The organism is Fibrobacter sp. (genome assembly GCF_045112255.1).
Classification (GTDB): Bacteria; Fibrobacterota; Fibrobacteria; order Fibrobacterales; family Fibrobacteraceae; genus Fibrobacter.
Genome location: NZ_JBGUHR010000025.1, coordinates 15028 through 39171, shown reverse-complemented (window position 1 = coordinate 39171; position 24144 = coordinate 15028). Strand labels below are relative to the sequence as shown.

Genomic DNA, 24144 nt, shown 5'->3' with positions numbered 1-24144 from the left:
TAAGATGGGGAATAATATGGATAGGAAAAAGTTTTTACCATTATTGCTTTCGTCGGCAATGGTGCTGTTCTGGGCTTGTGGTGAAGGTGATATCGCTAAAGCTACAGATAATGACGAATTGGCAAAGAAAAAAATTGAAGAAACTGATGAACTTGAATTAGCCAATTTCTTTATCAAGGAACGCTGTAAGGGAAAAAAGAACTGTGATATAGAACTTATAAAGAGTAGCAGCTCCAAAAAGAATGACTCGAAAAGCAGCAGTTCTGCGAAGTCTTCTTCGTCCGGAAAATCATCTAGTTCTGGTAAGAGCAGCAGCTCTGCGAAGTCTTCTTCATCTGGAAAATCATCTAGTTCTGGCAAGAGTAGCGGCTCGACGTCGTCAAGTTCGTCAAAGATCGGCTCTAGCTCCAGTGGCGCTTTGAAAGTCTCTGGTAAGTGCAGCGTTGAAAAAGACGATATTGTTCGCATTGGTGACGCTGTCACGTGGAGCTATGTTCCCGATGAAGGAACGCTGGATGAGGGCAAATACAAGTGGGACCTGAGTCCCGATGCCGGAAGAAAGCCTAGTGTCCTTGTCGGTTCTGTTGAAGAAACTGGTTTCCCTGAAATTACGGTGGCTTTTGAAGCAGAAGGTCCTGTTATCGGTCCGCTGCTTACCTTTGCTGGCAAGGAATTTGATTGTGGCGATTTTGTAAAGCCGTTTACGGTATATCCTGCGGGTTATGAGCCGACGTCTTCTTCTGCAAAGGTATCCTCGTCTTCTGAGGCTGAATCGTCTTCTTCTGAAGCGAAGTCTTCTTCAAGTGCCGTTCGTGGCTATTGCATGGTTAGCAAACGCGAAGCTTTTGTCGATGAAGAAGTGTTCTGGTACATTGTAGACGAAAACGGAGTCGAACTTGAAGGATTTCATAACTGGACTGGTCTCGGCGCCTTTGGTACACTTGTATCGGGCGAACGCGAAGGAAATGGTTCCACCAGGATTAAGGTGAAGTATTCTACACCGGGACAAAAGGAACCTGCTGTACAATTCGGATTGCAGGTTCTTACATGCGATGTCGATGATGATCTGGATCCGTGGCTTCGCATTATACCTAAGATCGAGGAAAGTTCATCTTCTGAAGAACCTGAGGAAAGTTCATCATCGTATGTTGAATTGAGTTCCTCTGATCAGGCTTCATCTTCTTCTGGTAAGCCTCCGGTGATCGATTAATATACAATAATCGTATAATTAACTTTACAAACACCCTGAACTTGTTGTCTGGGGTGTTTTTTTGTGAACTTCCTCAATAAAAAACGCTTACACCATTTGCATATTGTCGCGATTTAATTTATTTTTCGCCTAAGAGGTTTTTTATGAATAAAAAGTTTTATTTTGGAACGCTTGCTTTTGGTGTTGCTGCAAGTTTTTGGGCTTGTGGTAGTGGTGATATTTTGAACCCAAATAATGGAGACGATATTATGAGTCTCCCGATCACCTATAATGATTCTGGCGAACCTGACGATGGTAGTCTTAATACTAATACAACTTTGATGAATTCTACCAACTGCCCAGACTGTTTTGTAAATGTTCAGCCTAGTTCTTCATCTAGGGGGAGAGTGAGGTCTTCGAGCTCGGTCAATCCAGGCTTTTCTTCGTCCCGCTATTCCAGCGCTATAGTTTCTTCTTCTTCTATACCTGGCTATGTAAGTTCTTCGTCTACGACGAATCCTCCGCCTTCTTATTCGTCGAGCGCTGTTGTGGTTTCTAGCTCTTCTATACCTTCTGGCCCGATTTCGGATATTGGAACCTGCCATCCGGATCTTGCTACGATTTCCAAAGGTGGAACGGTTACATGGGTGTTTGACCAGGATGCAAGCATTTCCGCTCTTAAGTTGCTGAAGGCGAAGTTCACATGGACGTTTGAGGGCGGTACGCCTCCGACTATTGAAGTTGATGGTGCTAATGGTACTGAACAGAAGGTGAAGTACGTCAATTCCGGTAAGTATGGTGCTTCGGTTGTCGTAAGCTTTACGGATGGTGCTCATGTTGTGCCCTGTAGTCCGCTGCAGGTGAATGGTGAACCGATTTCTTGTAAGTGCACTGGTGCTGGCGGCGATGTCACTACCGATGCTGGTGTGGCTACTTGGACCGCTACTTGCACTTCTACGGCAAACATCATTGATTACGAATGGGATGGCGTTTCTGCCGGTGCAACAGGCACTACTGGCACTCATACCTTTACGAAGAAGGGCCAGTCCTACGCTCCTGTTCTTAGAGTAAGCAACGATGATAATTCTGTCGAGACGGTAACCTGCCCGGCTATTATTGCTTCGGATGCTAACATTCCGGACTATAAGATTGAAACGACGCAAGATAAAGTTGAATTTGACAAGGTTGGCGAATTTACCTTGGTTGCCGACTTGCCGCAGAATTGGCATAATGATGCGACAACTTGCACCTTGGTCTGCCAGGGTGGTAATTCTCCGTATGAGTTGACTATCGATGGTATTGAAGTTTCTGGTACGAACTATCAGGACATTAAGGGCAAAATGCTTGTTGCTCATACCGTTGGTAAATATCCGATCCCGGTAAAGGTGACGAAGATCGCTGCTGGTGAAACCGTCTCTTGCGGTGTTAACTGGTAACAGTTGTGAAATTCTAAAAAAGACCTCCCGCATGGGAGGTCTTTTTGTATGCTTGCGAAATGGCTTTGCACCACCCAGTTAAGTCTTGCTCATAAAAGGAAAGCCCGCTTTCGCGGGCTCTAATGATCAATGACTATTGACCAATAACCAATGACTAATGACTAATGACTACTGACTACTCTTTTTCTCCCTTGAACTTCGCGAGAAACGTCTTTGTTTCGTTTGCGACAATGCCAGAGAGAAGTATTAGTGCCACAAGGTTCGGGAATGCCATCAGACCGTTGAAAATGTCGGCGCTTGTCCAGACGGCGCTGACCGTGAGGTATGGTCCAACGAAAATCGCGAAGATATAAATCCAGCGGTAGGTGAGGATTGCTTTCTTGTCTCTGCGTCCGAGCAAGTACTGCAAGCACCTTTCAGAGTAGTAGGCCCAGCCGAGAATCGTCGTGAAGGCGAAGAACACGAGAGCTATTGCAAGGAAGTACGGGGCGATCACAGCACCGCCTGGGATAATGGCAAGGCCGCGGGAGAATGCTTCCATCGTGATGTTCACGCCTTCGAGTCCGAGCTTCGGATCCCAAGCGCCCGAGACGACAATCGCAAGGCCGGTCATCGTACAAATGATAATCGTATCGAAGAACGTGCCTGTCATGCAAACAAGACCCTGGCGCACCGGTTCCTTTGTCTTTGCGGCGGCAGCTGCGATAGGTGCAGAACCGAGGCCTGCTTCGTTACTGAAAATACCACGAGCGATACCTTTCTGCATTGCAATGAAAATGGAACCGACAACGCCGCCGGTGACTGCAGACGGATTGAAAGCGGCCTTCACAATTGTTTCGATGGCGGAAGAAATCTGCGAGAAGTTGAGGAGCAAAAGGAGAATGCAGGCAATGATGTAGATGATTGCCATGATAGGGACAATGTACATCGAGACTTTTGCAATGCGCTTGAGACCGCCGATGATGACGGTTGCCGCAAAGATCGTGACGAGGAGGCCTGCGATAGCGGTCGTGACGCTCACAGAGTTTCCGCCGATGTTGACAAATTCAGCAGCGTTCGGAGTGAGACGCGCCATGGCGCTCGTGATGCCGTTGACCTGTGTGATGGTGCCAATGCCGAGGAGACCTGCGGCCATGCCAAAGATGGCGAAAATCACGGCGAGCCATTTCATGTTCCAGCCAAAGCGTTCCTTGATACCCGTTTCGATGTAATAGAACGGACCGCCGAGAACCTTGCCGTCTTTGTCTACTGTGCGGTACTTGACGGCGAGCAAGCCTTCGGCATACTTTGTTGCCATGCCGAGGAATGCGGCTACTTCCATCCAGAAGAGAGCGCCCGGGCCACCGGTGCCGATAGCGGTTGCCACGCCGACGATGTTACCTGTACCGATCGTGGCTGCAAGAGCCGTGCAGAGAGCGCCGAAGCTAGAAACTTCGCCTGCGCCGTCCTTTTCGCTGTGCGCCATGAAGCGGAGCGCGTTGTGCAAGTTCATGACTTGCAGGCAGCCAAGACGGATGGTGAGGAGGATGCCTACAAAGAGAATGATGACAATGAGGGGAACGCCCCAGACGTACCCATCGATAGCATCGAGAATGGAATTGAGTGTTTCCATAAAGAATCCTTGATGTTAAGGGGTTTTGCCACAAAAATAGAAACTATATGCTTGTTAGTGTTGCTACTTCGGCCTCGTAGTCCACGCCTTCAATGTCGAAACCGTTAGTGGCTAGGAAGTCGTGTCGGTATCCTTCGAGGTCGCCGATTTCGGCGAGGTTCTCTTGCGTGACTGTTGCCATGCGCTTGTCCACTTCGGCCTGGACTTTCGGGTCCAATTCGTAGTCGTCGATGCGGATGAGGTGATTCTCGTCCGTCGGGACTTTGGAACCTGTATAAAGTCTCTCGGTCATCAAACGTTCCATCTGCTCGATGCAACCCTCGTGATTACCCATTTCCTTCATGACCTTGAAGAGCACGGAAATGTACATCGGGATGATGGGGATGACGGCGCTGGAGCGCGTGACAAGTCCTTTGTTCACAGAGACGTAGGCTTCGCCGTGGAGGTTGTTTTGCAGTTCCTTGTTGAGTTCAAGTGCTGTTGCTTCGAGGTGCTTCTTGGCGCCTCCGATTGTACCGTCGCGGTAAATCGCATGTGAAAGTTTTGGACCGATGTACGAATAAGCGACCGTCTTTATGCCCTCGGCGAGAACGCCTGCTTCCTTGAGCTTGCGCACCCAAAGCGCCCAGTCTTCTCCGCCCATGACTTTAACGGTGTTGGCCGCTTCTTCGGCGGTGGCGGGTTCTGCGCTGATGGTGCTGATCTTTCCGCTAAGGCAGTCGATTGTGGCGCCTGAGAAAACTTGACCAATAGGCTTTAGGACGCTGCGGTAGATTGTTCCGTTGTCTGGATCGACGCGCACGGAGCTTGCGACACTGTAAACAAGAAGATCAACTTTCTTGCCCATCTTCTTGAGAGTGTCGATAACGTTTTGGCGCATTTCGTGCGAGAAGGCGTCGCCGTTGAATGTTACGGCTTCGAGGCTGGCTTCTTTTGCGAATTTGTCGAAAGCCATGTTGTTGTACCATCCCGGAGTTCCTGTCTTTTCGCGGGATTCGCCGATTCCTCCGTCGGAACCTTCCTTTTCGAATGAAACGCCGATAGTTGTTGCCTTGTAGCCAAATGCTGCGACAATGCGGCTTGCAAGTCCGTAGCCGGTAGAACAACCGAGGACGAGAACGGTCTTCGGGGCATCGGCGGGAATGTTACGCGTGGTGAACTTCTTTTCGATAAATTCAATCTGGTGCTTGACATCGGCAGCGCAGCCCTTCGGGTGGGCGTTAATGCACATGTTGCTGCGGATCATCGGTTTAATAATCATAGTGACTCCCATTTTGACGCTCGCAACTTAGCAATAAAAAGGTCTGCCGTTATGGCTTAAAAACAAAGTCTTTGAATGTAAAGTATTTGCGTAATATTTGTGTAATAATTTAAGAAGTTTGTAAGGGGTTGTGCGGTAAAGAAGTGCTAAATATGTGCCTAAAAGATGAATGAAGGATAAATTTTATACAATGGAATTTGCTATTTTCTGTCATAAAAGTAAAAAGGATCACTAGAGGAAATTATGACTGAAAAAAGTCCTGTTCGTGTACGCTTTGCTCCAAGCCCCACGGGTTACTTGCATGTGGGCGGCGCTCGCACGGCAATTTACAATTACTTCTTTGCAAAACACATGGGTGGTACGTTCTACCTGCGCATCGAGGATACAGACCGTAAGCGCTATAACGAAACGGCTCTTCACGACTTGATGCGAGACCTCAAGTGGCTTGGCCTCCAGTGGGATGAAGGTCCGGGTTGCGAAGGTGACTGCGGTCCGTATTTCCAGAGCGAACGTCTGGACATCTACCATCGCGAAATCAAGAAGCTCCTGGATGCGGGTTATGCTTACTACTGCTTCTGTTCTGAAGAACGCTTGCAGGAAGTCCGTACCGAACAGGAAAAGTCTCACGTGCCGGTCACAGGTTACGATCGCCACTGCCGTAACATCAGCCGCGAAGAAGCCGAAGCCCGCATTGCTGCTGGTGAAAAGGCTGTCATCCGCTTCAAGGTCCCGGAAACGGGCGTCACGGAATTCGATGACATGATCCGTGGACACATCAGCTACCAGAACGAACTTCTGGACGACCTCGTGCTCATCAAGCGCGATGGTTACCCGACTTATCACTTTGCAAGTGTTGTCGATGACCATTACATGGGAACGACTCACGTGCTCCGTGGTGATGAATGGATCAGCTCTACGCCGAAGCACGAACTTTTGTACAAGGCTTTCGGCTGGCAACCGCCTGTGTGGTGCCATTTGCCAGTGATTCTTGACAAGAACGGCGGTAAGCTTTCCAAGCGCAAGGGCGCTGCTTCTGTCGGTGACTTCCGCGACCTCGGCTACTTGCCGGAAACGCTTGTCAACTACTTAGCACTCCTCGGCTGGAATCCAGGTGACGACCGCGAAGTGATGAGCGTCAAGGAAATGATCGACTGCTTTACGCTCGAACGCATCAACCCGAAGTCTGCAAGCTTTGACGAAAAGAAGCTCCAGTGGATGAACGGCCAGCACATCCACATGTGCGATGATGAATTCCTCAAGAACATCATGGTCGAAGGTCTCAAGGCTATGGGCGTTGATACGAGCGCTGAACCGAACGAACGCTTGCTCGAAATCGTAAAGCAGCTCAAGCCTCGTGCGCATTTTGTGCAGGACCTCGCTACGATGGCGAAGTACTTCTTTGTCGCTCCGACGGAATACGACGAGAAGGGGGCGAAGAAGCATTTCGGTGAAGGCTCCAAGGAAGTCGCGACGCTCGTGCGCGATATGCTTGCTTCCATCGAAGACTTCAAGACTCCGGTGATTGAGAAGGGCTTCTATGAATTGGCTGAACGCTGTGGTCACAAGGTCGGTGAACTGGTGGGCGCTCCGCGCCTCGCTGTTTCCGGTGTGACTGCGGGTCCTGGCCTCTGGGAAATGTTCGAAATTATTGGCAAGGAAGAAGTGCTCCGCCGCATCGACGTGGCTCTCCCGCTGATGAAATAATTAGGAATTCGGATTTCGGAGTTCGGAATTGAAATAATCGCGGCAGAGCCGCCATATTAAACAATTCCTACTTCCTAATTCCGGATTTCAAGATTTATCTATAACCAATCTACTAACGTGCGTCAATACTTTCCGTACAGATTATATTCACAGCAGCTGTACTGCAGGCAATGCCGGCAGGCAGTTCGCCATGATATCTGCGCGATGGAAGAGTATTCGACGTATGGAGGTTTGGATCGTGGAATCCCGCTGCTTTGCGTTTGTACGCACTGTGGGACTATCCATGTGGCCTTTTCGCAGGAATTTGCATTTGGACGTAAGGACGAAGCTCATTCCGAATACGCGAAAGTCTATGGACACAATCGAATTTTCCCGGGCGACTGGCTTTACTTTGACGGGGCGACTAGGCCTTGTATTGTTAAAAGCTTTTTCCAGTCCAGAGACCGGGAAGTTGTTGTGTTCAAACGGAATGGCATGCCCGATGAAAAGTATGAAGGGCCGAAAATTCCGATAAATCATGAGGTGGCGCCTGAAGGCTACAGGCTCCTGCCGGCACAGTGTGTAAACACCTTGCTTGGCGATCATGTCTATCATGTCCTCCGCAAACAGTTTGGTGTGGCTGTTGGCGTAGTTAAGGATGATACTAAAGACAAACTTGTGGTAAAGATGGATGATGGGTTGTTGGTCTTTATGAGTTATCCGCGTTATGCGGAAAATCCGCCAAACGACGAGGTTGTTTCCGTTGTGCGTAAGCGACTGGAAATTTTGTCGAGCGGACTCAGTGAAGACGTCTCCATCGATGCCGGACAAGGAATTGTTTACTTGCGCGGTTTTGTAAATAGCCTTGCAACAAAACGGGCTATTCAGACAACTGTTGGAGAAATTATGGGACTCCGTGGTTGTGTGAACATGGTCCGTGTCCGTAAAAGCTCCAAGATGACCGATGGTGACTTGGAGCGGCGGATCTGGGATGTTTTGGATGATGTTGCACATCCGATTTTTAAGTACAGCGTCAAGGTAAAATCTGGCGCTGCGAAGGTGACTTTCTATTACGAGGACGAAGTCTATCCTGATGAACTGAAGGCTCGTATCGAAAGTATTCCAGGCATAGTCTCGTTGAATATGCATGGAACTGCCATTTTAAAAAAGAATTTGGGAAAACAAGATCTTTGCCGGAAGATTATGGATAAACTTGCGTCATACAGCTTCTTGAAAAATTCTTTTGTCCATGTTACTTATGTGGGAAAGCGTTTTTTGGTCGAAGGGCGTGTACGCAATATTATTCAGAGAGAGTTTGCGCTATTGGCTGTTGCAGGATTTGCGCGGTCGGTGGCGGTGGGTAACCGGTTGAGAATACTAAAAACTTAGGAGTAAAAAGGGGATAACAAATGGCTACAGGCTATGAAAAAATAAGTAAAATCAAGTGTAAACTTCGTGTGCCGATGACGGTTGCAATGCTTGCCGAAGCTATGGATTGTGGTCCGCGAACCATATTCCGCCACTTAAACGCTTTGGAGCAGGAAAACTGTGGCTTGCATAAGTTTAAGAAAAATGGTGAGACTTTCTACGTTATTCAAACGGAACAGAAAGTTGATTTTAACCAGAAAATCGTCAAACAGCTTGAAAGGCTGAAAAAGACGATGAATGACACGACTCCGCTTGACTTGAAGAACAGAAAGCTTATTGACAGTGTCATCTCGTCGATGCAAACGACAGACCCGGATGGCTTTAAGGCTGAAGCGATTACTCTTGATCCGAACTATATCATGGATTATGGTCCGTTCTGTGATCATAAGGCTCAAGACTGCATGGTCTCAAAGCTTTTGTCTGCAATACGCGAAGGCTTTAAGATTCGCATCGTGTACAGAAGTACAAACGAAGGTACCGAAAAGGAAACGAAGGAAGTTTGCCCGATCAAGCTTGTAATGCGTGTGGATACGCTTTACTTGATTGCAGCGGATGAAACTTACGCAGAAACTCATGTTTTCAAGAATTATCTTGTTGAAAATATCATGAGCGTGGCTCAGACGAATAACTGCTCGATGACATTCCGTGAGCCGTTCTGTGTGTATGACCATTATAAGTATGCTTTTGGCAAGTATGTTTCTACGGACGATCCAGAAACCATTTCGCTTGTTGTTAAATCTGGCTGGCTCAAGACTCAGTTTAACAAGTCCCGTTTCTCGCCTCCTGCAGAATTTGCCGAAGATAAAGACGGCAATATGATTGTGACATTGAAGCTCCGTTTGACTCCGGACTTTAAGACTTGGCTGTTTGGAGTGCTTCCGGATGTGAAAATTTTGAAGCCGGAATCCTTGAAAACGGAAATGCTTGAACGCTTGAAAAATACTTTGAAAGAAATGAAGGCTTAGTGATGGAGTACCATCTTTCTGATTACAACTTTGAATTCCCGAAAGAACTGATTGCGTCCCGTACGGCGGGTAAGGGCAAAACGCGCATTTTGTATTGTCCGAAGAATGGCGGCGAACGCCGCATTATGAAGGCTCCTGAAATTGTCGATTTGTTCCGTCCGGGCGATTGCCTTGTGGTGAACAACACGAAGGTGATTCCCGCTCGTCTTTATGGTGAAACTCAATTTGGTGGCCAAGTCGAAGTGCTTTTGGTCCAGGCGCTGAACCCGTCTGAATCGGGCGAGGCCCGCTTTGAAGCGAAAGTGCACCCGGGTAAGGCATTCCAGGTTGGGCGTGAACTGACGCTTGCTGGAGTGCGTACTTTTGTGGAAGAAGTTCATGAGGAAGACGGTAATCGTGTCTTGCGCTTTGAAAAAACGCCTTCTGAAATGGAAGAGGTCATGAATAGGGAAGGCCATGTTCCACTGCCTCCTTATATTGACCGCCCCGATGATGAAGACGATAAAAAGGCGTACCAGACTATTTTTGCAAAGTATGCTGGCGCCGTGGCCGCTCCGACGGCAAGCCTCCACTTTAGCGAACAAATGCTAGATGACTTAAAGGCCAAGGGCGTCTATGTCGCTGAAGTCACGCTCCATGTGGGTCCAGGGACGTTCCAGAACATTTCCGTCGAAGATTTCACGCAGCATAAAATGCATGGCGAGCATTATGAACTCACCAAGGAAAATGCGGACATCATCAACAAGGCAAAACGCGAAGGCGGCCGCATTGTGACAGTCGGCACGACGAGTACGCGCGTGGTCGAGACGATTGCCGATGCGAACGGATTCTTGAAACCGCAAAAGGGCGTGACCTATGCATTCTTCTATCCGGGCTACAAGTACAAATTGATTGATGGACTTTTAACCAATTTCCATTGGCCAAAAAGTTCTCTGATTTTGCTTGTGTCCGCATTCTATGGCCGCGAAAACACGCTCGACGCATACAAAATGGCCGTAGAGAACAAGCTTAAATTGTTCAGCTACGGCGACGGAATGCTGATTTTGTAAGGGATTACTTTGTAGGCGTTTCGGATTCCATTTCGAGCGCCTGCGGAATCTTTTCGTCCTTGCAAAGGATTTCTTCGCGAATCTTGAATGTGAAGTCCTCCAGATTGTTTTCAAACATCTTCTGGAAGGGCTTCTTTTTTTGTACACGTTCCAAGGCGCAAGAACAGTAATTGATGCGCTGGATCAGCTTGACTTCATTGGTTGGCGTATCATGCGAAAACACGCATTCGTGCATGATGGCGTATTCCATGGAACGGTCGTAACGGTATTTGCATTTGTTCGGGAGGTCCGGCTGTGCGGCGATTTTCTCGATGATCTTTTCAGTCGGGATCTTGCTGCTGAACCAGTTGTTGGCTTGGTAGCCCAAGAAAAAAAACAGCAAGCAGACGATGATACGGATGGTATTCCTTCTGCGGTATGCCATTCTATTGAAACTGCGCTCAATGGCTGCAAAAGTCATGGTCGCATGTTTCTTGACTTCGTTCAAGTCATCGTTTTCGTTATTGTTTGTGTTGTTGTTTTCAATCATGCTTCTTCAAGTGCCCATACTTCTGGATAGGAGCGGTACGTGTTTGCATAGTCGAGACCGTAACCTACCACAAATTTATCTTCAATTTCAAAACCAACGAAGTCGGCATGGTAATTCACCGTTCGTCTTGATTCCTTGTTCAACAGTACACAAGTCGTGATGGATGCGGGGGAGTAGTCCGCGAGGGCTTTCACGAGGGAATACATCGTGTTGCCAGTGTCGAGAATGTCGTCAATCAACAAAACGCGCTCGCCCTTGATGTCGAGACCTTCAAGGCCCGAAATAAGGACGTTTGCGTTAGGTTGGTCGGATTCGCCGTAGCTTGACGCCTTGATAAATGCAATGCGCAATTTCGGAGTCGCGATACGGCGGGACAAATCGGCGGTAAATATATAGCTGCCAGTCAGTGCAGATAAAATCACGTCGAAATCAAACGCCTTCAGTTCTTGGGCGAGTGAGTCCAGGCGCGCGTTTATCTGCTGCGCGGTAATGAGTGGAGCGCTTGGCAGCTTGTACATTAGACCACCTCAAAGTTCAACCATTGGAACATCGGCTTGAGGGCCGCGAACTTTCCATCTGGTTCAGCCTTGTATTGCTTGTAGATGCCGAAGACGTGGTTTTCAAGAGATGTTTTGTTGATGAAAAGCTTCAGCCAGTCGGCGACCGTGATGAGGTCGGTGATATAGTTGAGCGTTTCTTCGTTGAACTTCTTGGAAACTTCGTCAATGAGGAGCGTGAGCTTGTGGAAGAACATGTGACCAAGCCCGCCGAAGCTAAAGTGCGTGTTGAGTGCAGTAGCTTCGTCAATGAGTTCATGGATCTCTTCGATGGTCGCCTTGTTGTGTTCGTTCAAAAGCTGCAATGCGGCGTGATGAATTCTGGCGTTGATTTCCACAGTGAGGATTTTGCGCATGGTGTCCGGCAATGTGTGATCCGGGTCGGCAAGGCTGTCGATGGAAATGCCATGGTTCAGAGCAAAGCCGGAGAACGACTTCGTAATGTTCTCAAGGTGCTTTTGCGTCGAAAGCAAGTTGATGCGCTTCAAGGAATCGCTCGCGAGATTGCTCATGCGGACAACGTATGCTGTTGGGTAAAGTTCGTGGAGCTGTTCCGTCGTCATGTTTGGATTTTCAACAAACGTGAGAGCGCTTTCCTTTTCTTCGCCCATGGCGACGACGATGTTTACGCGGCTGAGCTGGTCTGTGACAACCAAGTTCGTGGTCACGCAAGATTCACCGAGATCGTTGTCTTCGTAAGATGTGCGTACGAGCGTCTGGCGACGGCGGGACGCGATCTTCGTAGCCGTGATGCGGGAATCCTTGTTGAGGTAGTCTTCTTCAAGTTCGAGGTGGTAAATCGCTGCACGTTCTGCCATCTGCTTGATGACGGACGGGACGTTTTCTTCGGCGTACTTCGTGAAGACTTCGGCGCCGTTCCACTTGTGTTCGTTACTCGTGGCGCGGGCGAGGATGTACAGAATTTCGCTCTTGAGATTGTCGCCCATCGGGAGGAACGGCTTCAAGAGTTGCATCGCGCGGAGTGCGTAACGCATGTTCTGCACCGGTTCCAGACCTTCGATATCGTTGAAGAACCAGCCGCAGCTCGTGAAGCTGAACAGGCAGAATTTCTGGATTTCGAGGAGTCGAATGGCCTTGGCGCGGTCTTCTTGCTTGCTGTAATCCTTGAGCGTTTCCTTGAGGTATTGTTCCTTGCGGGATTCGTCTTCGGGCGCGACAATGACCTGGATGTAGTTGTTGCGTGCTTCCCATGGATCGATCTTAGAAATCTTTTCGAATTCGCGAACGAAAATATTGTCGGCGACTTCCTTGAGATGGTTGAAGGCGTCGCGGAGTGGGCCTCTCCATTTCTGGTTCCAGTCGGCGCCACCGCCGGTAGAACAGCCGCAGTCTCTGTACCAGCGGCCGACTCCATGAGCGCAGCTCCATGCACAGCCTTCGCCGTAGAAATTCTTGAGCTCGACTTCGTGCTTGGGCGGGAACTTTTCGAGGAACCAGCCGTAGTTCACCGGAACCATGTTGTTCTGCGGTGCAAACTTGTTGTAAAGCCATGCGGCGCACATGTCGCCAAACGGTTCGTGATGGCCATAAGATTCGCCGTCAGTGCCGATGCTTACGAGCTGAGGTTCGCTGCGATTGGCATCCCAGGCGCTTTCAATGCGGTGTCCAAATGTCCCGGCGTCGCGGAGCAAGTGCTCGAAGCCGACGGCGCTCGAAAGCCACGGATTGTAGAAGAATACGTCGAGGTAACCGTCACAGACGAGGTTGCCTTCCTTGTCGCGCGGGTAAATGCGGTACGGGCGCGTCGTGTCGATGTTCGTGTTGCTGCAATCGGTCCACTTCTTGTCGCCAAACTTGCGGAACTTGTCGGCCTGCGTGGGCGAGAGAATGGTGTACTTGATGCCTGCTTTGATAAGTTCAACGACGGTCTCAAAATTGATGGCGGTTTCGGCAAGCCACATGGCTTCGGGCATGCGTCCGAAATGGAACTTGAAGTCTTCAATGCCCCAGCGGATTTGTGTACGCTTGTCCTGCGCACTTGCAAGCGGCATGATGATGTGGTTGTAAACTTGAGCAATTGCGTTACCGTGCCCGTTCATGCGTTCCTGGCTGCGCTTGTCGGCGTCCTGAATGCGCTTGTAGGTGTCGGGCGTATTGGTGCGGATCCAGCCCATGAGAGTCGGGCCGATGTTAAAGCTCATGAAATCGTAGTTGTTTACGATATCGACAATTTTGCCTTTAGAATTTAAAATACGGCTTGCGGAGTTTGGGCTATAGCACTCGCTTGCAATGCGTTCGTTCCAGTCGTGGAACGGACGTGCGCTTGGCTGGTTCTCGATAACGCCAGTCCAAGGGTTTTCGCGAGGGGGCTGATAAAAATGTCCGTGAATGGTAAAGTAAAGGGGGTTCTTTTCGGTCATGGCTTAAAAATAGAAAAAAGGTTCAAAAGTGAACCTTTTTTTTAGAATACATGTTACAGCGCACACTATTTTAAGCGTAATATCTGCATTGTGTTGTGTTTGTCGATACTCGCTTTGATGATGTAATTTCCGGAGGCGATGGATTGAAGGCTTAAATCATGAGTTCCGGCGGAAATATTGCCTTGCATAAGCGTTGCGACACGGTGGCCCGTCAGGTCAAAAACGGTGACGGTGGCGCGGCCATTTTTATTCGTAAAAAGCGAAAGCGACTTGCCGTTTACGGCGAGACTTATGTTGTTTGTTGCAATGCGCTTTGATCCAGAATTGCGGACGGTGACTTTATCCCAACCGGGCATGTTGTCAAGGGCGATGATTCGCTTGTCGTCGAGGTTCCTCTTCCACATTTCTGTGGTCGTCTTTTCCAGGAAGTTTCCGCTCCAGGTCTGGCTCCAGGTCATCCAATAGCTCCAATTAGCCTTGTCTTCGGCGATGCTGTCGATGTCTGGGATGGCGCCATTTTCGCTCAAGGCAATCATCTTGTTTGTGCCCACGTCGCTTACGATTTTGTTGTAGTAGTTCGCGCCGGAATTGTGGTCGTTGAGCGGATCGTAAATATCGACGGCAACGATGTCTACGTATTCATCGCCCGGATACCAGCTTGCATTGAGGGCGGAGTAATCGTAACCGAATTGCGGGTCGGTATTGATGTTCCAGACCCAAAGCAAATTCTTGAGGCCATTTGTCTTTACCATGCGGTCAAAGACGAGGCGGTAAAGTTGCTTGTAACAGTCGCCACTGCCGACGCCCCACCAGAACCAGCCACCGCTTGCTTCGTGAAGCGGGCGCCAGATGACGGCAACGTCTTTATCTTGCAACTGCTTGAACAATGCAGAAACTTTATCGATGTCGCTTACGATGTCCTTGTATTCTTGAGAGGCTTCGTTGATTTCCTTGCAAGTGGAATCCTTGAAAGCCTTGGTGTAGTTGAAGCATGTGTTGCTTTCGCTAGAACCCTTTGCGCCATTGGCACAGCCGCTGCTGCGGTAGCCGTTCATAGGGTAGGTGTCCTTGGTGTAGAATACAGTGTCTTCGCCGACTTTCCAATGCCATGTGAATGTCGGAATGCCGCCCAGCTTCCAGAGTTCTTCTGCCATCAGGAGGTTGTTTTCGGAATAGCCTCTGAACCAGCCTTCATCGGAATGCCCGCCGGCGGCAAAGAGCATGTCGAAGCCGCCAATGGCGGGGTAGTGTCCAGTGCGCTTGTAAAATTCGGCAATGTCCGTCTGGCCTTTCCACGAGACTTCTGCATCAGTGTACTTGCAGGAATCGGCAGGAGTGCAGCCACCCGGCGGGATGATTCTCATGTTGCCGTAGTCGTAGTTGAAATTCTGGTCGCTGATCATCATGCCGCTAAGCGTTGTTTTTGTGAAATTGTCACGCAAGAACGAGAATACTTTGCGGGCTGATTCTGTCGCGTTGGGCGTGACAGGTGCGGTGCCGATTTTGTATTCTGGATCCGGGTGGCGCTCGACGGTAATGTAGTCCACGCCGATTGCCTGGTTTCCGACGGTAATCTTGTTTTCGCCGACCTTCATTTTGGCGGAAGCCGATACGACGTAGCTCGAATCGCAATTGCGCGGGGTCGTGAGCATGGAGCCTACATCGACGCCGTTGACCGTGATTTTAGAGGTAATCCAGTCGTATTGCTTGATGAGAACTTTTGTGGTAATGTCGTAAACGGCGGTCTCTTCGACTTTGACCGTAAACGTGATGCCGCTTGCGTCAGCGGGCTTGGCGTATTTACCGCCCGAAAAGTCTGCGCCTTCGGCAACAGTGGCGCCGCTCAAGTCTTCGGCTTCGTAAGTTGTCGGTGCCGCATAAACTGATGTTGATGCGACAGCTGTGGCAAAAGCCATTGCGGAGCAAGCGCCCGCGATTAATTTACATCCCATATCTACACTCCAATTTTTTTGCATTGTCATCCCGGCCTTGTGCCGGAAACGTTTTTTTTGCAATGTCATCCCGGCCTTGTGCCGGGAACGTTGTTTTTTACATTGTCATCCCGGACTTTGTTCCGGGATCGGTATTCTCAATTATTTTACCAGTATCTTCTCGTTCTGCGCAAATCCTTTGCCTTGCACTTGCACAATGTATTGCCCGGCTGCAATTCCGTTCAAGCTGATGCTAGTGTTTGCACCGTTGATAGCACGGCTCATCACTTGGTTGCCTTGCATGTCGAAAATCGCGACTTTTGCGGTGTAGCCTGTGGCTGCGTTCGGAACGCTAATTTGCAAATTCTTGCCGATTACGACCAAATTGGCGTTAGCTTTTGTTGCGGTCACTACGCTCTTGATTCCCGTTGTCGGCGGCGGGACGATTTCGTACTTGTTCCAGCCCGGCATGTCTTCGAGCGTCAAGGTGTATTCGTTGTTCATCACGATTTTCCAGCTTTTGGCATTGTTGTCGTTTGCCCAGCCTTCCATCGCGTAGTCGCCATACCACGGCATGAACCAGCTCCAGTTAGCGCCATCGGCCTTCATTTCGTCCGGGTAGGGCACAGAACCGTTTTCGCTGAGCGTTACAATCTTTCTGCCACCGAAAATTTCCTTGACGGTTTCAAAGCTCCCGACAAGGCTAGAGTGGTTGGATTCTCGCGGGTAGTAATAGTAGTCGCGTCCAACAACGTCTACGTATTCATCGCCCGGATACCAGTCGAGTGCGTCAGTCGCTTCGTCTGTCGTCCATACCCAAATTAAGTTGTGCAAACCCTTCTGGTTTACGAAAATGTCGAACATGAGCTTGTACAAAGCAACGCACGGCTTTGCACCATCGGTACCCCACCAGAACCACTTGCCGCTTGCTTCGTGGAGCGGGCGCCAAAGAACGGCGACTCCTTCTTTTTGCAAAGTCAAAAGCGAATCGGCGATCATTTCCATATCGCGGACCATTGCCTTGTACGCATCGCTTTCTGTTTTCCATTTGCCAGTCGCTTCGTCATATGCCTTGTTGATGCTGAATTCTACGAAGGGCGTGTTGCCGCTAGATTCGGTGTAGAATGCTTCAACTTCGAGCGTCGGGTCTTTCCAATGCCAGTTGAATTGCGGAATGCCGCCTGCTTTCCAAACGGTCTTTGCCATTTCGAGCGAAGCGTGCGTGTAACCCTGATACCATTGCTGATCGGAATTCTTGCCCGAAGCGTGTAAAAAGTCAAAACCCACGAGGACCACGTTCTTGCCGCTTGCCTTGTTGATGTAGCTAAGCTCGGTTTGCGTTTCGTAGGTTTGCGGGGTGTACTGACCATTGTTTTCGAACGGGCGTTCCGTCATGACGCCGCTAATCACATGCTTGCCGAAATTGTTGAGCAAGAAGTTGTAGAGCTTCTGCGCGCTTTCGGTCGGCTCCGGCGTAACGGGATTCGGTGAAATGCTCCACGGGCTAGCTTCGTATTCCGTGAGTTCGATGTAGTCGAGGTTGACCCAGCCCCAGCTATGCACGATGCCAATCTTGTTTTCGCCTGCGGTGAGTTTGATTTTGCCCGCGCCCTTGATGGTCTTGAAATCATCAGATGTGCCGAAAGAAATCTGTCCGGCAGAAACGTCGTTGACGGTCAAGTTCTGAATTTTGCTCCCAGAAGCGGTTGGCAACTGGTATGTGGCCCAAAGTGTGTAATATCCCGTAGCGGGAACAGTCACCTTGAATTCCAGGTTACCTTCTTTCATCTGAACGTACTTGCCGCCAGAAGCCTTTGCGTCTTCGGAAACGACGACTTTGTGGTCATCGGCGAGGACGGCATCTTCAGCTTCTAAACGGATGGGGGTGGCGGCAAAAACGGTGCCTGCGAGTGCTGCGACTGTTGCCGTAGCGACAAAATTTGTGTAGTTAAAGTGTTTCATAAACATCCATATCTCCATCTGTAAATCTATATTTTTGCGCCTCAAATTCAAAGGATTTTCGTCACTGCATTCGTCTAAAACGCAGTATTGTCATGCCATTCGTCATCCTGAGCGAAGCGAAGGATCCAGTTATTTTTCATGAACTATAAAACACAAAAAGCCCCGCTTTTGCGCGGGACTCTCGAAGCTTCTTGTTACTTCACAATCACGGGCTGTGTCGTGGTGATTCCAGCACCTTTCATGCGGACGATGTACTGTCCCTTCGGCATGTCGGCAAGGGTGAACACATAATTGCCTGCGCCGAGTTTCCCGTTGAAGAGCGTGGCGATGATTCTTCCGTTCATGCCGAACACGTCAACGCTGACCTGGCCTTTCGCCTTTGTGTTGAGCATAATCTTGTTGCCGCTGATGGTGAATTTGGAGGTTGCGGCAAGCTTGTTCTTGGAAATCGTGGTTCTTCCATAGGCGTAGTTTTCATCGAAGACGATCCTGATTTCCGGGATCATTTCTTCGGTGTTGTTGTAGCCGCGCTTGAAGGCGTCGTACTTGTCGGTGTTAAAGTCAAAGAGCGTCAAATCGCCAGCCTTGATGTCGTCGTAAATTACCGTGCCGGTGTAGCCTGCGGCGTAGTTTGCAAACGTAATGCTGAGCGTCTTGTTGCGGTTGGCAAAGCTAGAGATGTCGATGGAGCAAGTGACCTTTTCGCCTGCCGGAACCTTGCAGCTGCCGTCGGTTTCTGTCCAGGTCCATGCGTCGGTGAGCTTAAAGATCAGGTAGATGTCGGCTTCTGTTGCTCCGTTGTTCTTTGCCGTCCAGGTGAACGTCGTTGCGCTGGAGAGGTCCCAGCCGCCCTTGTTCTGGTATTCGACCTGGCCGTTATCTGCACCGTAAGTCACGGCCATCATGCCGTTTCCGCCCGTGGAGCCGGAAATGTCCACATCCTTGATCTTGATGCTAGCTTCTTCTGCTGCGGCGAGTTTCTTCATGGCATCAAGTGCCGGGTCGATCGAGTAGCTGTAACCGCCAAATTGCGATTCGGTCTTGTCGCCGATGTACTGCCAGGCGAGAGCGCCTGCGTAACCGCCGTCAAAAGCCTTGCGGTAGCATTCTTCTGTCGTGATTTCGGTCTTTGTCGCAAAATTAGATCTGTAGGTATCGCCAGCCCAGCCGCTTGCCGGAAATTCCCCGATGATCATCGGCTTGGAATCGTAGCTGTATTTCGTTGCCATCTGGGCGGCCGTGTTCATGAACGGGCTAACGGAATTATCCTGGTAGTACGGATAATAGTGGGTCTGGAAAAAGTCGAGTGTACCCTTGGCTTCGCCACCAGCTTCGATGAGGGCTGCGTCATTCCAGTATTTCTGATACTTGATGTTCACGCTGCCGGTTGAAACGAGGAGTTCCGGGTTTGTCGTGTGGATGGCGGCGGCAACCTTGTTCGTGAACTTCTGGATCTTGGCAAGTGCCATCTTCTTTGTCGTCCAGCCGCTGCATTCGCTTGTCATGCCTTCGGGTTCGTTGAACACTTCCCAGGTCATGAGTGCGTTGTGGTTGCCGATTGCCTTTACGACCGGGATGAGTACATTGTCAATGAAAGCCTTGGTGCCTGCGTCTTCAAAAAGCAATTCGTTTGCGGTAATGTCGAGCTTTTCGTCTGCGTAAATGCCCCACTGGTTCGGTTCCATCAAGTTGTGACTGAAAAGGCACATCGAGACCATCACGCCGTATTCTTCGGCAATGTCCAATGCTTTCTTCATGTTGGCGATGGTGTTTTCCTTCGGACCCGTGACCAAATGCGTGGATTCGTCAATCGTCGGACTCTGGCTCATGTTGTTAAAGAGCCACCAGCGGATAGCGTTACCGCCTGCGGCACGTGTGCCTTCCACGGCCTTGCGCCATGCGTTTTCGTCAAGCGGGGCGGCGCCCACGTCGGAGTTGTAGTCGCTCCAGGCGAGGTTTGTGCCCGAGAAAAAAATCTTCTTGCCGTTGTATTGGAGATCCGTGCCGTTTACGGTGAGTCCCGGTGCTGCAAAAGCGGCGGTTCCGAGAAGCGTTGCGGCGATTAAAGTCTTGAAGCTATTCATAGAATATCCTTGTTTTTCTTTGAAACTAGATAAATAACGATGAAATAGGTCTATCCCGACTTTTGAGTGTTGACAAAACAGTGGAAAATGTCCACACCCCCAAACATCCTAAATATCGTTAATAGAAAAATAGATTCGGTAAAAATGAAGTCAAGTTGCCCTGTGATAAAGTGCAATTTCTTCAGGGAAATGTAAGCGGAATAAATGCTTTATTTGGCGATTTTGGGGTAAAAAGTGACAAAATGCACACACGAGAAAAGGCAGCCGCTTTCGCGACTGCCTTTGTGTATTTAGCTTTTTGTGTTATAATCTACTTGAGGAGTACCTTCTGGGTGGCGTTGAGTCCGGCGCCCTTGGCGCGGATGATGTACTGACCCTTGTTGAGGCCCTGAAGGCTGAACGTGTGGCTGCCTGCGCTGAGGGTTCCGCGGTGGAGTGTCGCGACGCGCTTGCCGATCATGTTGAACACGTCGATGCTTGCAAAGCCGGAGGCGTTTGCTGTGAGCGAGACGTTTCCGTTCTTGACGCTCATGTAAGATTTCTTTGCAGCGGCAATTGGCTTGATTGCGGATGTGCCAGCCGGCGTACCGTCCTTGTTGTAAAGTTCGATGCTTGCAATGTGGCCCTTGCTCTGGTCTGCGGCGGAGAAGAGTTCAGTCTTCTTGTTGAATCCGTTGATGATGATGCCGTTGTCCGTGACCATGTTGTCGAAGAGGACTGTGCCTGAAAATCCGTTGGCGCCAGCCAGAATGAAGGTGACGGAGAAGAGGTTGTCAAGATCCATCGGGTGTTCTACGCCATCAGCGTCGGTGTAAGTCTCGATGGCGAATTCGCAAGTGGATTTTGCGCCGTCATTGAGCCAGCAGCCGTCAGACGGTGACTGTTCCCAAGTCCAAGCCTTGTCCTTGGAACCGTCGCGGACAAATGCCATGCCGATCCAGATGCCGTCCATTTCGCCGCCGGAACCCTTGTTTTCGATAGTGACGGCGATGCTCTTTGCGCCGGTCAGGTTCGGAACCTTCTTGAATTCGATGTTTGCGCCGCTATCGTTGATGGCCTTGTAGGTCACGCCCATGAGCAGGTCTACATTTTCGGAATTGGCCTTGGCGGTGTCTGCACCGAACTTGGCATTCTGCGTGGAGGTCGGGCAAGCGTTTGTTGCGGCGGCAGCTTCGTTGTAGTTGTCCCAACCCGGCATTTCGTCGAGGGTGATAATGCGTTCGTCGGCGAGGTTCTTTGCCCATACGCTTGCTGCGGTCTGGCTCACGTAACCTGCGGACCAGGAATCGTACCACGGCATCCACCAGCTCCAGGTAGCGCCATCTTCGTACATCTTGTCAACGTCAGGAATCGGGCCGTTTTCGCTGAGCGAGATGATCTTGTTGGTGCCGGCCTTGTTCGTGAGGTCGATGAATGCGGAGCTGTTGCTCTGGTGATCGTTGGCGTTGTTGTAAATATCGACGCTTAAAATGTCATAATAGGTTTCGCCCGGAGTCCAGGACATCGTAGCGGCGTCCTTCGGGTTAAAGTCCCAAATGAGGTTGTTGACGCCGTTCGTGAAGACCATGCGTTCGTAGAGCAACTGGTAGAGTGCTGCGAACTGCTTACCGGTGTGGGTGCTCCACCAGAACCAGTTACCACCGGATTCATGGAGCGGGCGGAAGATGGCGGCGACGCCTTCTTTCTGGAGGTCAAGGAAAATCTTGGAGACGAGGTCAATGTCAGAGACGATGGCCTTGTAAGCTGTGGAGAGCGTATCCCAAGTGGTCGTGCCCGTGACGAATGCTTCGGTGAAGTCGAATTCGGTATAGGTGTCGTGAGCGCCCTTGACGTAGAATTCCACTTCGTCGCCCGGACGCCAGTGCCATGTGAATGCCGGAATGCCGCCCTTCTTCCAGGTGGTCTTGGCGATATCGATTGCCTTTTCGGTGTATTCCTGGAACCAGCCGTCGTTCTTGTTCGCGCCCGTGGCGTTCATGAGGTCGGAGCCGACGAGTGCCGGGTACTTGCCACCAGCCTTGAATACAGCCTGGACGTCTTCGTGCTGGGTAAAGTCGCCCTTGGTGTAGGCGTCCATGTTGCCGGTCATCACGCCGGAAATGGTCTTTTTGCCGAAATTGTTGACGAGGAAGTTGTAAAGCTTGACGGCGGACGGGGTTGCCGTTTTGGTGATCGGGGCGTTGCAGAGGTTGAACGCCTTGGCTTCGTAGCCCTTGACTTCGATGTAGTCGAGGTCGATCCAGCCCCAGCTATTGGTAATGGCGATGGTGTTCTCGCCGGCTGCAAGGTTCATGACCGTTTCGACGTCGGCAAATTTGCCCTTGTCGGTCACGTCGAATGTCACGGCAGAGGAGGCTCCGCCGACTTCGACGTTGTTAATCTTGGATCCACCGTAATTGTTCATGTAGTGGAGAACGATGGTGTACTTGCCTGCTTTTTCGACCGTCACCTTGGAAAAAGTGATGTCGCCGCCGTTCATCTTAACGTATTTACCGCCGGATGCTGCGGTGTTTGAGGCGACGGCTGCGTCTTTGGTGATGGCGGCGTCTTCGGCTTCATATGGTGCCGCGAAGGCGGTGCAGGCGGCAGAAAGGCCACATGCGAGGAAAACTTTCTTAAAATCCATGTTCTCTCCTTAAGAAACGTGTTCTCAAAATATATTGAAAAAAGCGAAAATGCAATAGCATTTTCGCTTGGAAGGAAAAAATATGTTTACGGGCGTTTTTGAGTGCCGGTTTAACCCGTTTTTAGCGTTTTTGGAACTTTGCCCCGAAGGTGAATGTGCGGCTTTCGCCCGGCTTGATGACGATTAAGTCGCGGTGATGGTTTAAAGTATCGGGTTCTGCGGTCATCGGTTCGATGGCAATGCTCATACGGTCAGGCGGTGTGTAAATCTGGATGGCGTTATATTGTTCGTCGCCTGCCTTTTGCCAAATTTGGAGCGATTTTGTGTCGCTCTTGAGTTCTACCGTAGCTAAAATGTTCTCAAAATTTTTCTTGTTTTTGAGAACGTATGGATTTTCGCCCTGGTTTAGGCAGAAACAGTCGTTGATGAACTCGTCGTTGATGAGTCGTCCGCCTACAAAACGGGTGTCCGGCTTGAATTCGCCTGTCGGGATGTCTGCCTTGTCGAGGATTGCGAGGTTCGATTCCGGGAGGGTCATCCGGAGACCGTTGATTTTTTCACCGAGCGTGTAATAGGGGTGCCAACCTTCGGAATAGGGGAGGTCGCTTTTGCCGATGTTCGTGACGGTCGATTCGATGGTGTAGCTTTCGCCTGTGAACGTGATCTTGTTGACGGCGCGGAAGGGGAACGGGAACCCGGTAAATGCACCCGGCCAGTCGATACCGAGTGTCGCGATGCATTTTTCGCTATCGCTTTCGAAACTCAGGAGGTTCCATTCCTTGTTCTGCAAAAAGCCGTGGAGGGCATGCGGTGCCCAGCTCACGTTGTTCACGAGCTGGTAATCGCTCCCGTTCCAGTTGAACTTGGCGTATGCCACGCGTCCCGGGAAAGGGGCAAGTCTGCAACCCGCGTTGGTGTCGGGACCCATTTTGAAAATGTCGTCGCCCTCGCGGTAGCCAAAGAGAAGGTCTTGGAGCTTGCCGTTATTGTCGGGGATGCGCCAGGCGTTGAGACCGGCGCCATAACCGCTCAAAATTTCAAATTCAGCGCCGTCGTCACGCTGCAAAACAAAGCACTGCACAGTGCCCAAAGGACGGGAAATAAGTTTGAAGTTGCTCATGATTTAGTTATTAGCTGATAGTCAATGGTTGTTAGAGAATTTAGTAATTAGACGAGAGAACGCTCGCGGGCTTCCTACAGACGGGAGCCTGTTTAAATTACTGCATTTTTCTCTTGATTTTGATTTTTTGCCGTTTTTTACGTCAAAATGATAGAAAAACTTCATTTTTTGACGTAAAATTTTATACAAATTAACTAATTTTGGCTAAAAAAAACAGATTTTGGTGGCGCTGGGCTGCTTTTTCCTTCAAAAAATTGCCTGTTTTGTCAGTTTTTTGAAAAATTTGCCTCTAATATTTCGCAAATTTCTCAAAAAATTACAGACAACGTTG

Annotated in this window: 16 protein-coding genes; 6 read left to right on the top strand and 10 right to left on the bottom strand. The window is 49.9% G+C overall.

Annotation, left to right across the window (positions count from 1 at the left end; translation table 11 throughout):
* The first annotated feature begins 16 nt into the window (after positions 1-16).
* A complete protein-coding gene (locus tag ACJMM9_RS02265) occupies positions 17-1210 on the top strand; it encodes a hypothetical protein (RefSeq protein ID WP_405323439.1) in 1194 nt (397 codons plus the stop codon).
* A gap of 143 nt (positions 1211-1353) precedes the next feature.
* Positions 1354-2625 carry a hypothetical protein gene (locus ACJMM9_RS02260; protein ID WP_405323437.1) on the top strand — a complete coding sequence of 424 codons (1272 nt, stop codon included), beginning with the start codon at positions 1354-1356 and terminating at the stop codon, positions 2623-2625.
* Between the two features lie 175 nt (positions 2626-2800).
* Here ACJMM9_RS02260 and ACJMM9_RS02255 read toward each other — a convergent pair whose 3' ends face one another.
* The gene (locus ACJMM9_RS02255; protein WP_405323436.1) at positions 2801-4237 is read right to left on the bottom strand and encodes an alanine/glycine:cation symporter family protein; all 1437 of its coding nucleotides are present in this window, start codon (positions 4235-4237) and stop codon (positions 2801-2803) included.
* 43 nt (positions 4238-4280) lie between these two features.
* The gene (gene fabV / locus ACJMM9_RS02250; RefSeq protein WP_405323435.1) at positions 4281-5498 is read right to left on the bottom strand and encodes an enoyl-ACP reductase FabV; all 1218 of its coding nucleotides are present in this window, start codon (positions 5496-5498) and stop codon (positions 4281-4283) included.
* A gap of 243 nt (positions 5499-5741) precedes the next feature.
* Here fabV and gltX point away from each other — a divergent pair, with 243 nt between their 5' ends.
* The 4 genes from gltX to queA all read left to right on the top strand — a co-directional run bounded on the left by gltX (position 5742) and on the right by queA (position 10623).
* Complete coding sequence (gltX, locus tag ACJMM9_RS02245) at positions 5742-7202, top strand: glutamate--tRNA ligase (RefSeq protein WP_173465511.1); 1461 nt, start codon at positions 5742-5744, stop codon at positions 7200-7202.
* A gap of 231 nt (positions 7203-7433) precedes the next feature.
* On the top strand, positions 7434-8570 hold the full coding sequence (locus tag ACJMM9_RS02240; protein WP_405323433.1) for a BON domain-containing protein: 1137 nt from the start codon (positions 7434-7436) through the stop codon (positions 8568-8570).
* A 20-nt stretch (positions 8571-8590) separates the two neighbouring features.
* Positions 8591-9574 carry a helix-turn-helix transcriptional regulator gene (locus tag ACJMM9_RS02235; protein WP_405323430.1) on the top strand — a complete coding sequence of 328 codons (984 nt, stop codon included), beginning with the start codon at positions 8591-8593 and terminating at the stop codon, positions 9572-9574.
* Between the two features lie 2 nt (positions 9575-9576).
* A complete protein-coding gene (queA, locus tag ACJMM9_RS02230) occupies positions 9577-10623 on the top strand; it encodes a tRNA preQ1(34) S-adenosylmethionine ribosyltransferase-isomerase QueA (RefSeq protein WP_088640909.1) in 1047 nt (348 codons plus the stop codon).
* A gap of 4 nt (positions 10624-10627) precedes the next feature.
* Here queA and ACJMM9_RS02225 read toward each other — a convergent pair whose 3' ends face one another.
* From ACJMM9_RS02225 to ACJMM9_RS02190, 8 genes are all read right to left on the bottom strand, one after another.
* Positions 10628-11152 (bottom strand): hypothetical protein, encoded by a 525-nt coding sequence (locus ACJMM9_RS02225; RefSeq protein ID WP_405323426.1) that lies wholly within the window; start codon positions 11150-11152, stop codon positions 10628-10630.
* The gene (gene hpt, locus ACJMM9_RS02220) at positions 11149-11670 is read right to left on the bottom strand and encodes a hypoxanthine phosphoribosyltransferase (protein ID WP_405323424.1); all 522 of its coding nucleotides are present in this window, start codon (positions 11668-11670) and stop codon (positions 11149-11151) included. Before hpt ends, ACJMM9_RS02225 begins: the two co-directional genes overlap by 4 nt.
* Positions 11670-14090: a DUF3536 domain-containing protein gene (locus ACJMM9_RS02215; RefSeq protein ID WP_173830884.1), complete on the bottom strand. Its 2421-nt coding sequence runs from the start codon at positions 14088-14090 to the stop codon at positions 11670-11672. Before ACJMM9_RS02215 ends, hpt begins: the two co-directional genes overlap by 1 nt.
* Positions 14091-14155: 65 nt before the next feature.
* On the bottom strand, positions 14156-16042 hold the full coding sequence (locus tag ACJMM9_RS02210) for a glycosyl hydrolase (RefSeq protein ID WP_405323420.1): 1887 nt from the start codon (positions 16040-16042) through the stop codon (positions 14156-14158).
* Between the two features lie 141 nt (positions 16043-16183).
* A complete protein-coding gene (locus ACJMM9_RS02205; RefSeq protein WP_405323417.1) occupies positions 16184-17989 on the bottom strand; it encodes a glycosyl hydrolase in 1806 nt (601 codons plus the stop codon).
* Between the two features lie 188 nt (positions 17990-18177).
* Positions 18178-20067: a T9SS type A sorting domain-containing protein gene (locus ACJMM9_RS02200; protein ID WP_405323414.1), complete on the bottom strand. Its 1890-nt coding sequence runs from the start codon at positions 20065-20067 to the stop codon at positions 18178-18180.
* A 310-nt stretch (positions 20068-20377) separates the two neighbouring features.
* The gene (locus tag ACJMM9_RS02195) at positions 20378-22693 is read right to left on the bottom strand and encodes a glycosyl hydrolase (protein WP_405323411.1); all 2316 of its coding nucleotides are present in this window, start codon (positions 22691-22693) and stop codon (positions 20378-20380) included.
* Positions 22694-22814: 121 nt separating this feature from the next.
* Complete coding sequence (locus ACJMM9_RS02190) at positions 22815-23813, bottom strand: aldose 1-epimerase (protein WP_405323408.1); 999 nt, start codon at positions 23811-23813, stop codon at positions 22815-22817.
* Positions 23814-24144 lie beyond the last annotated feature (331 nt).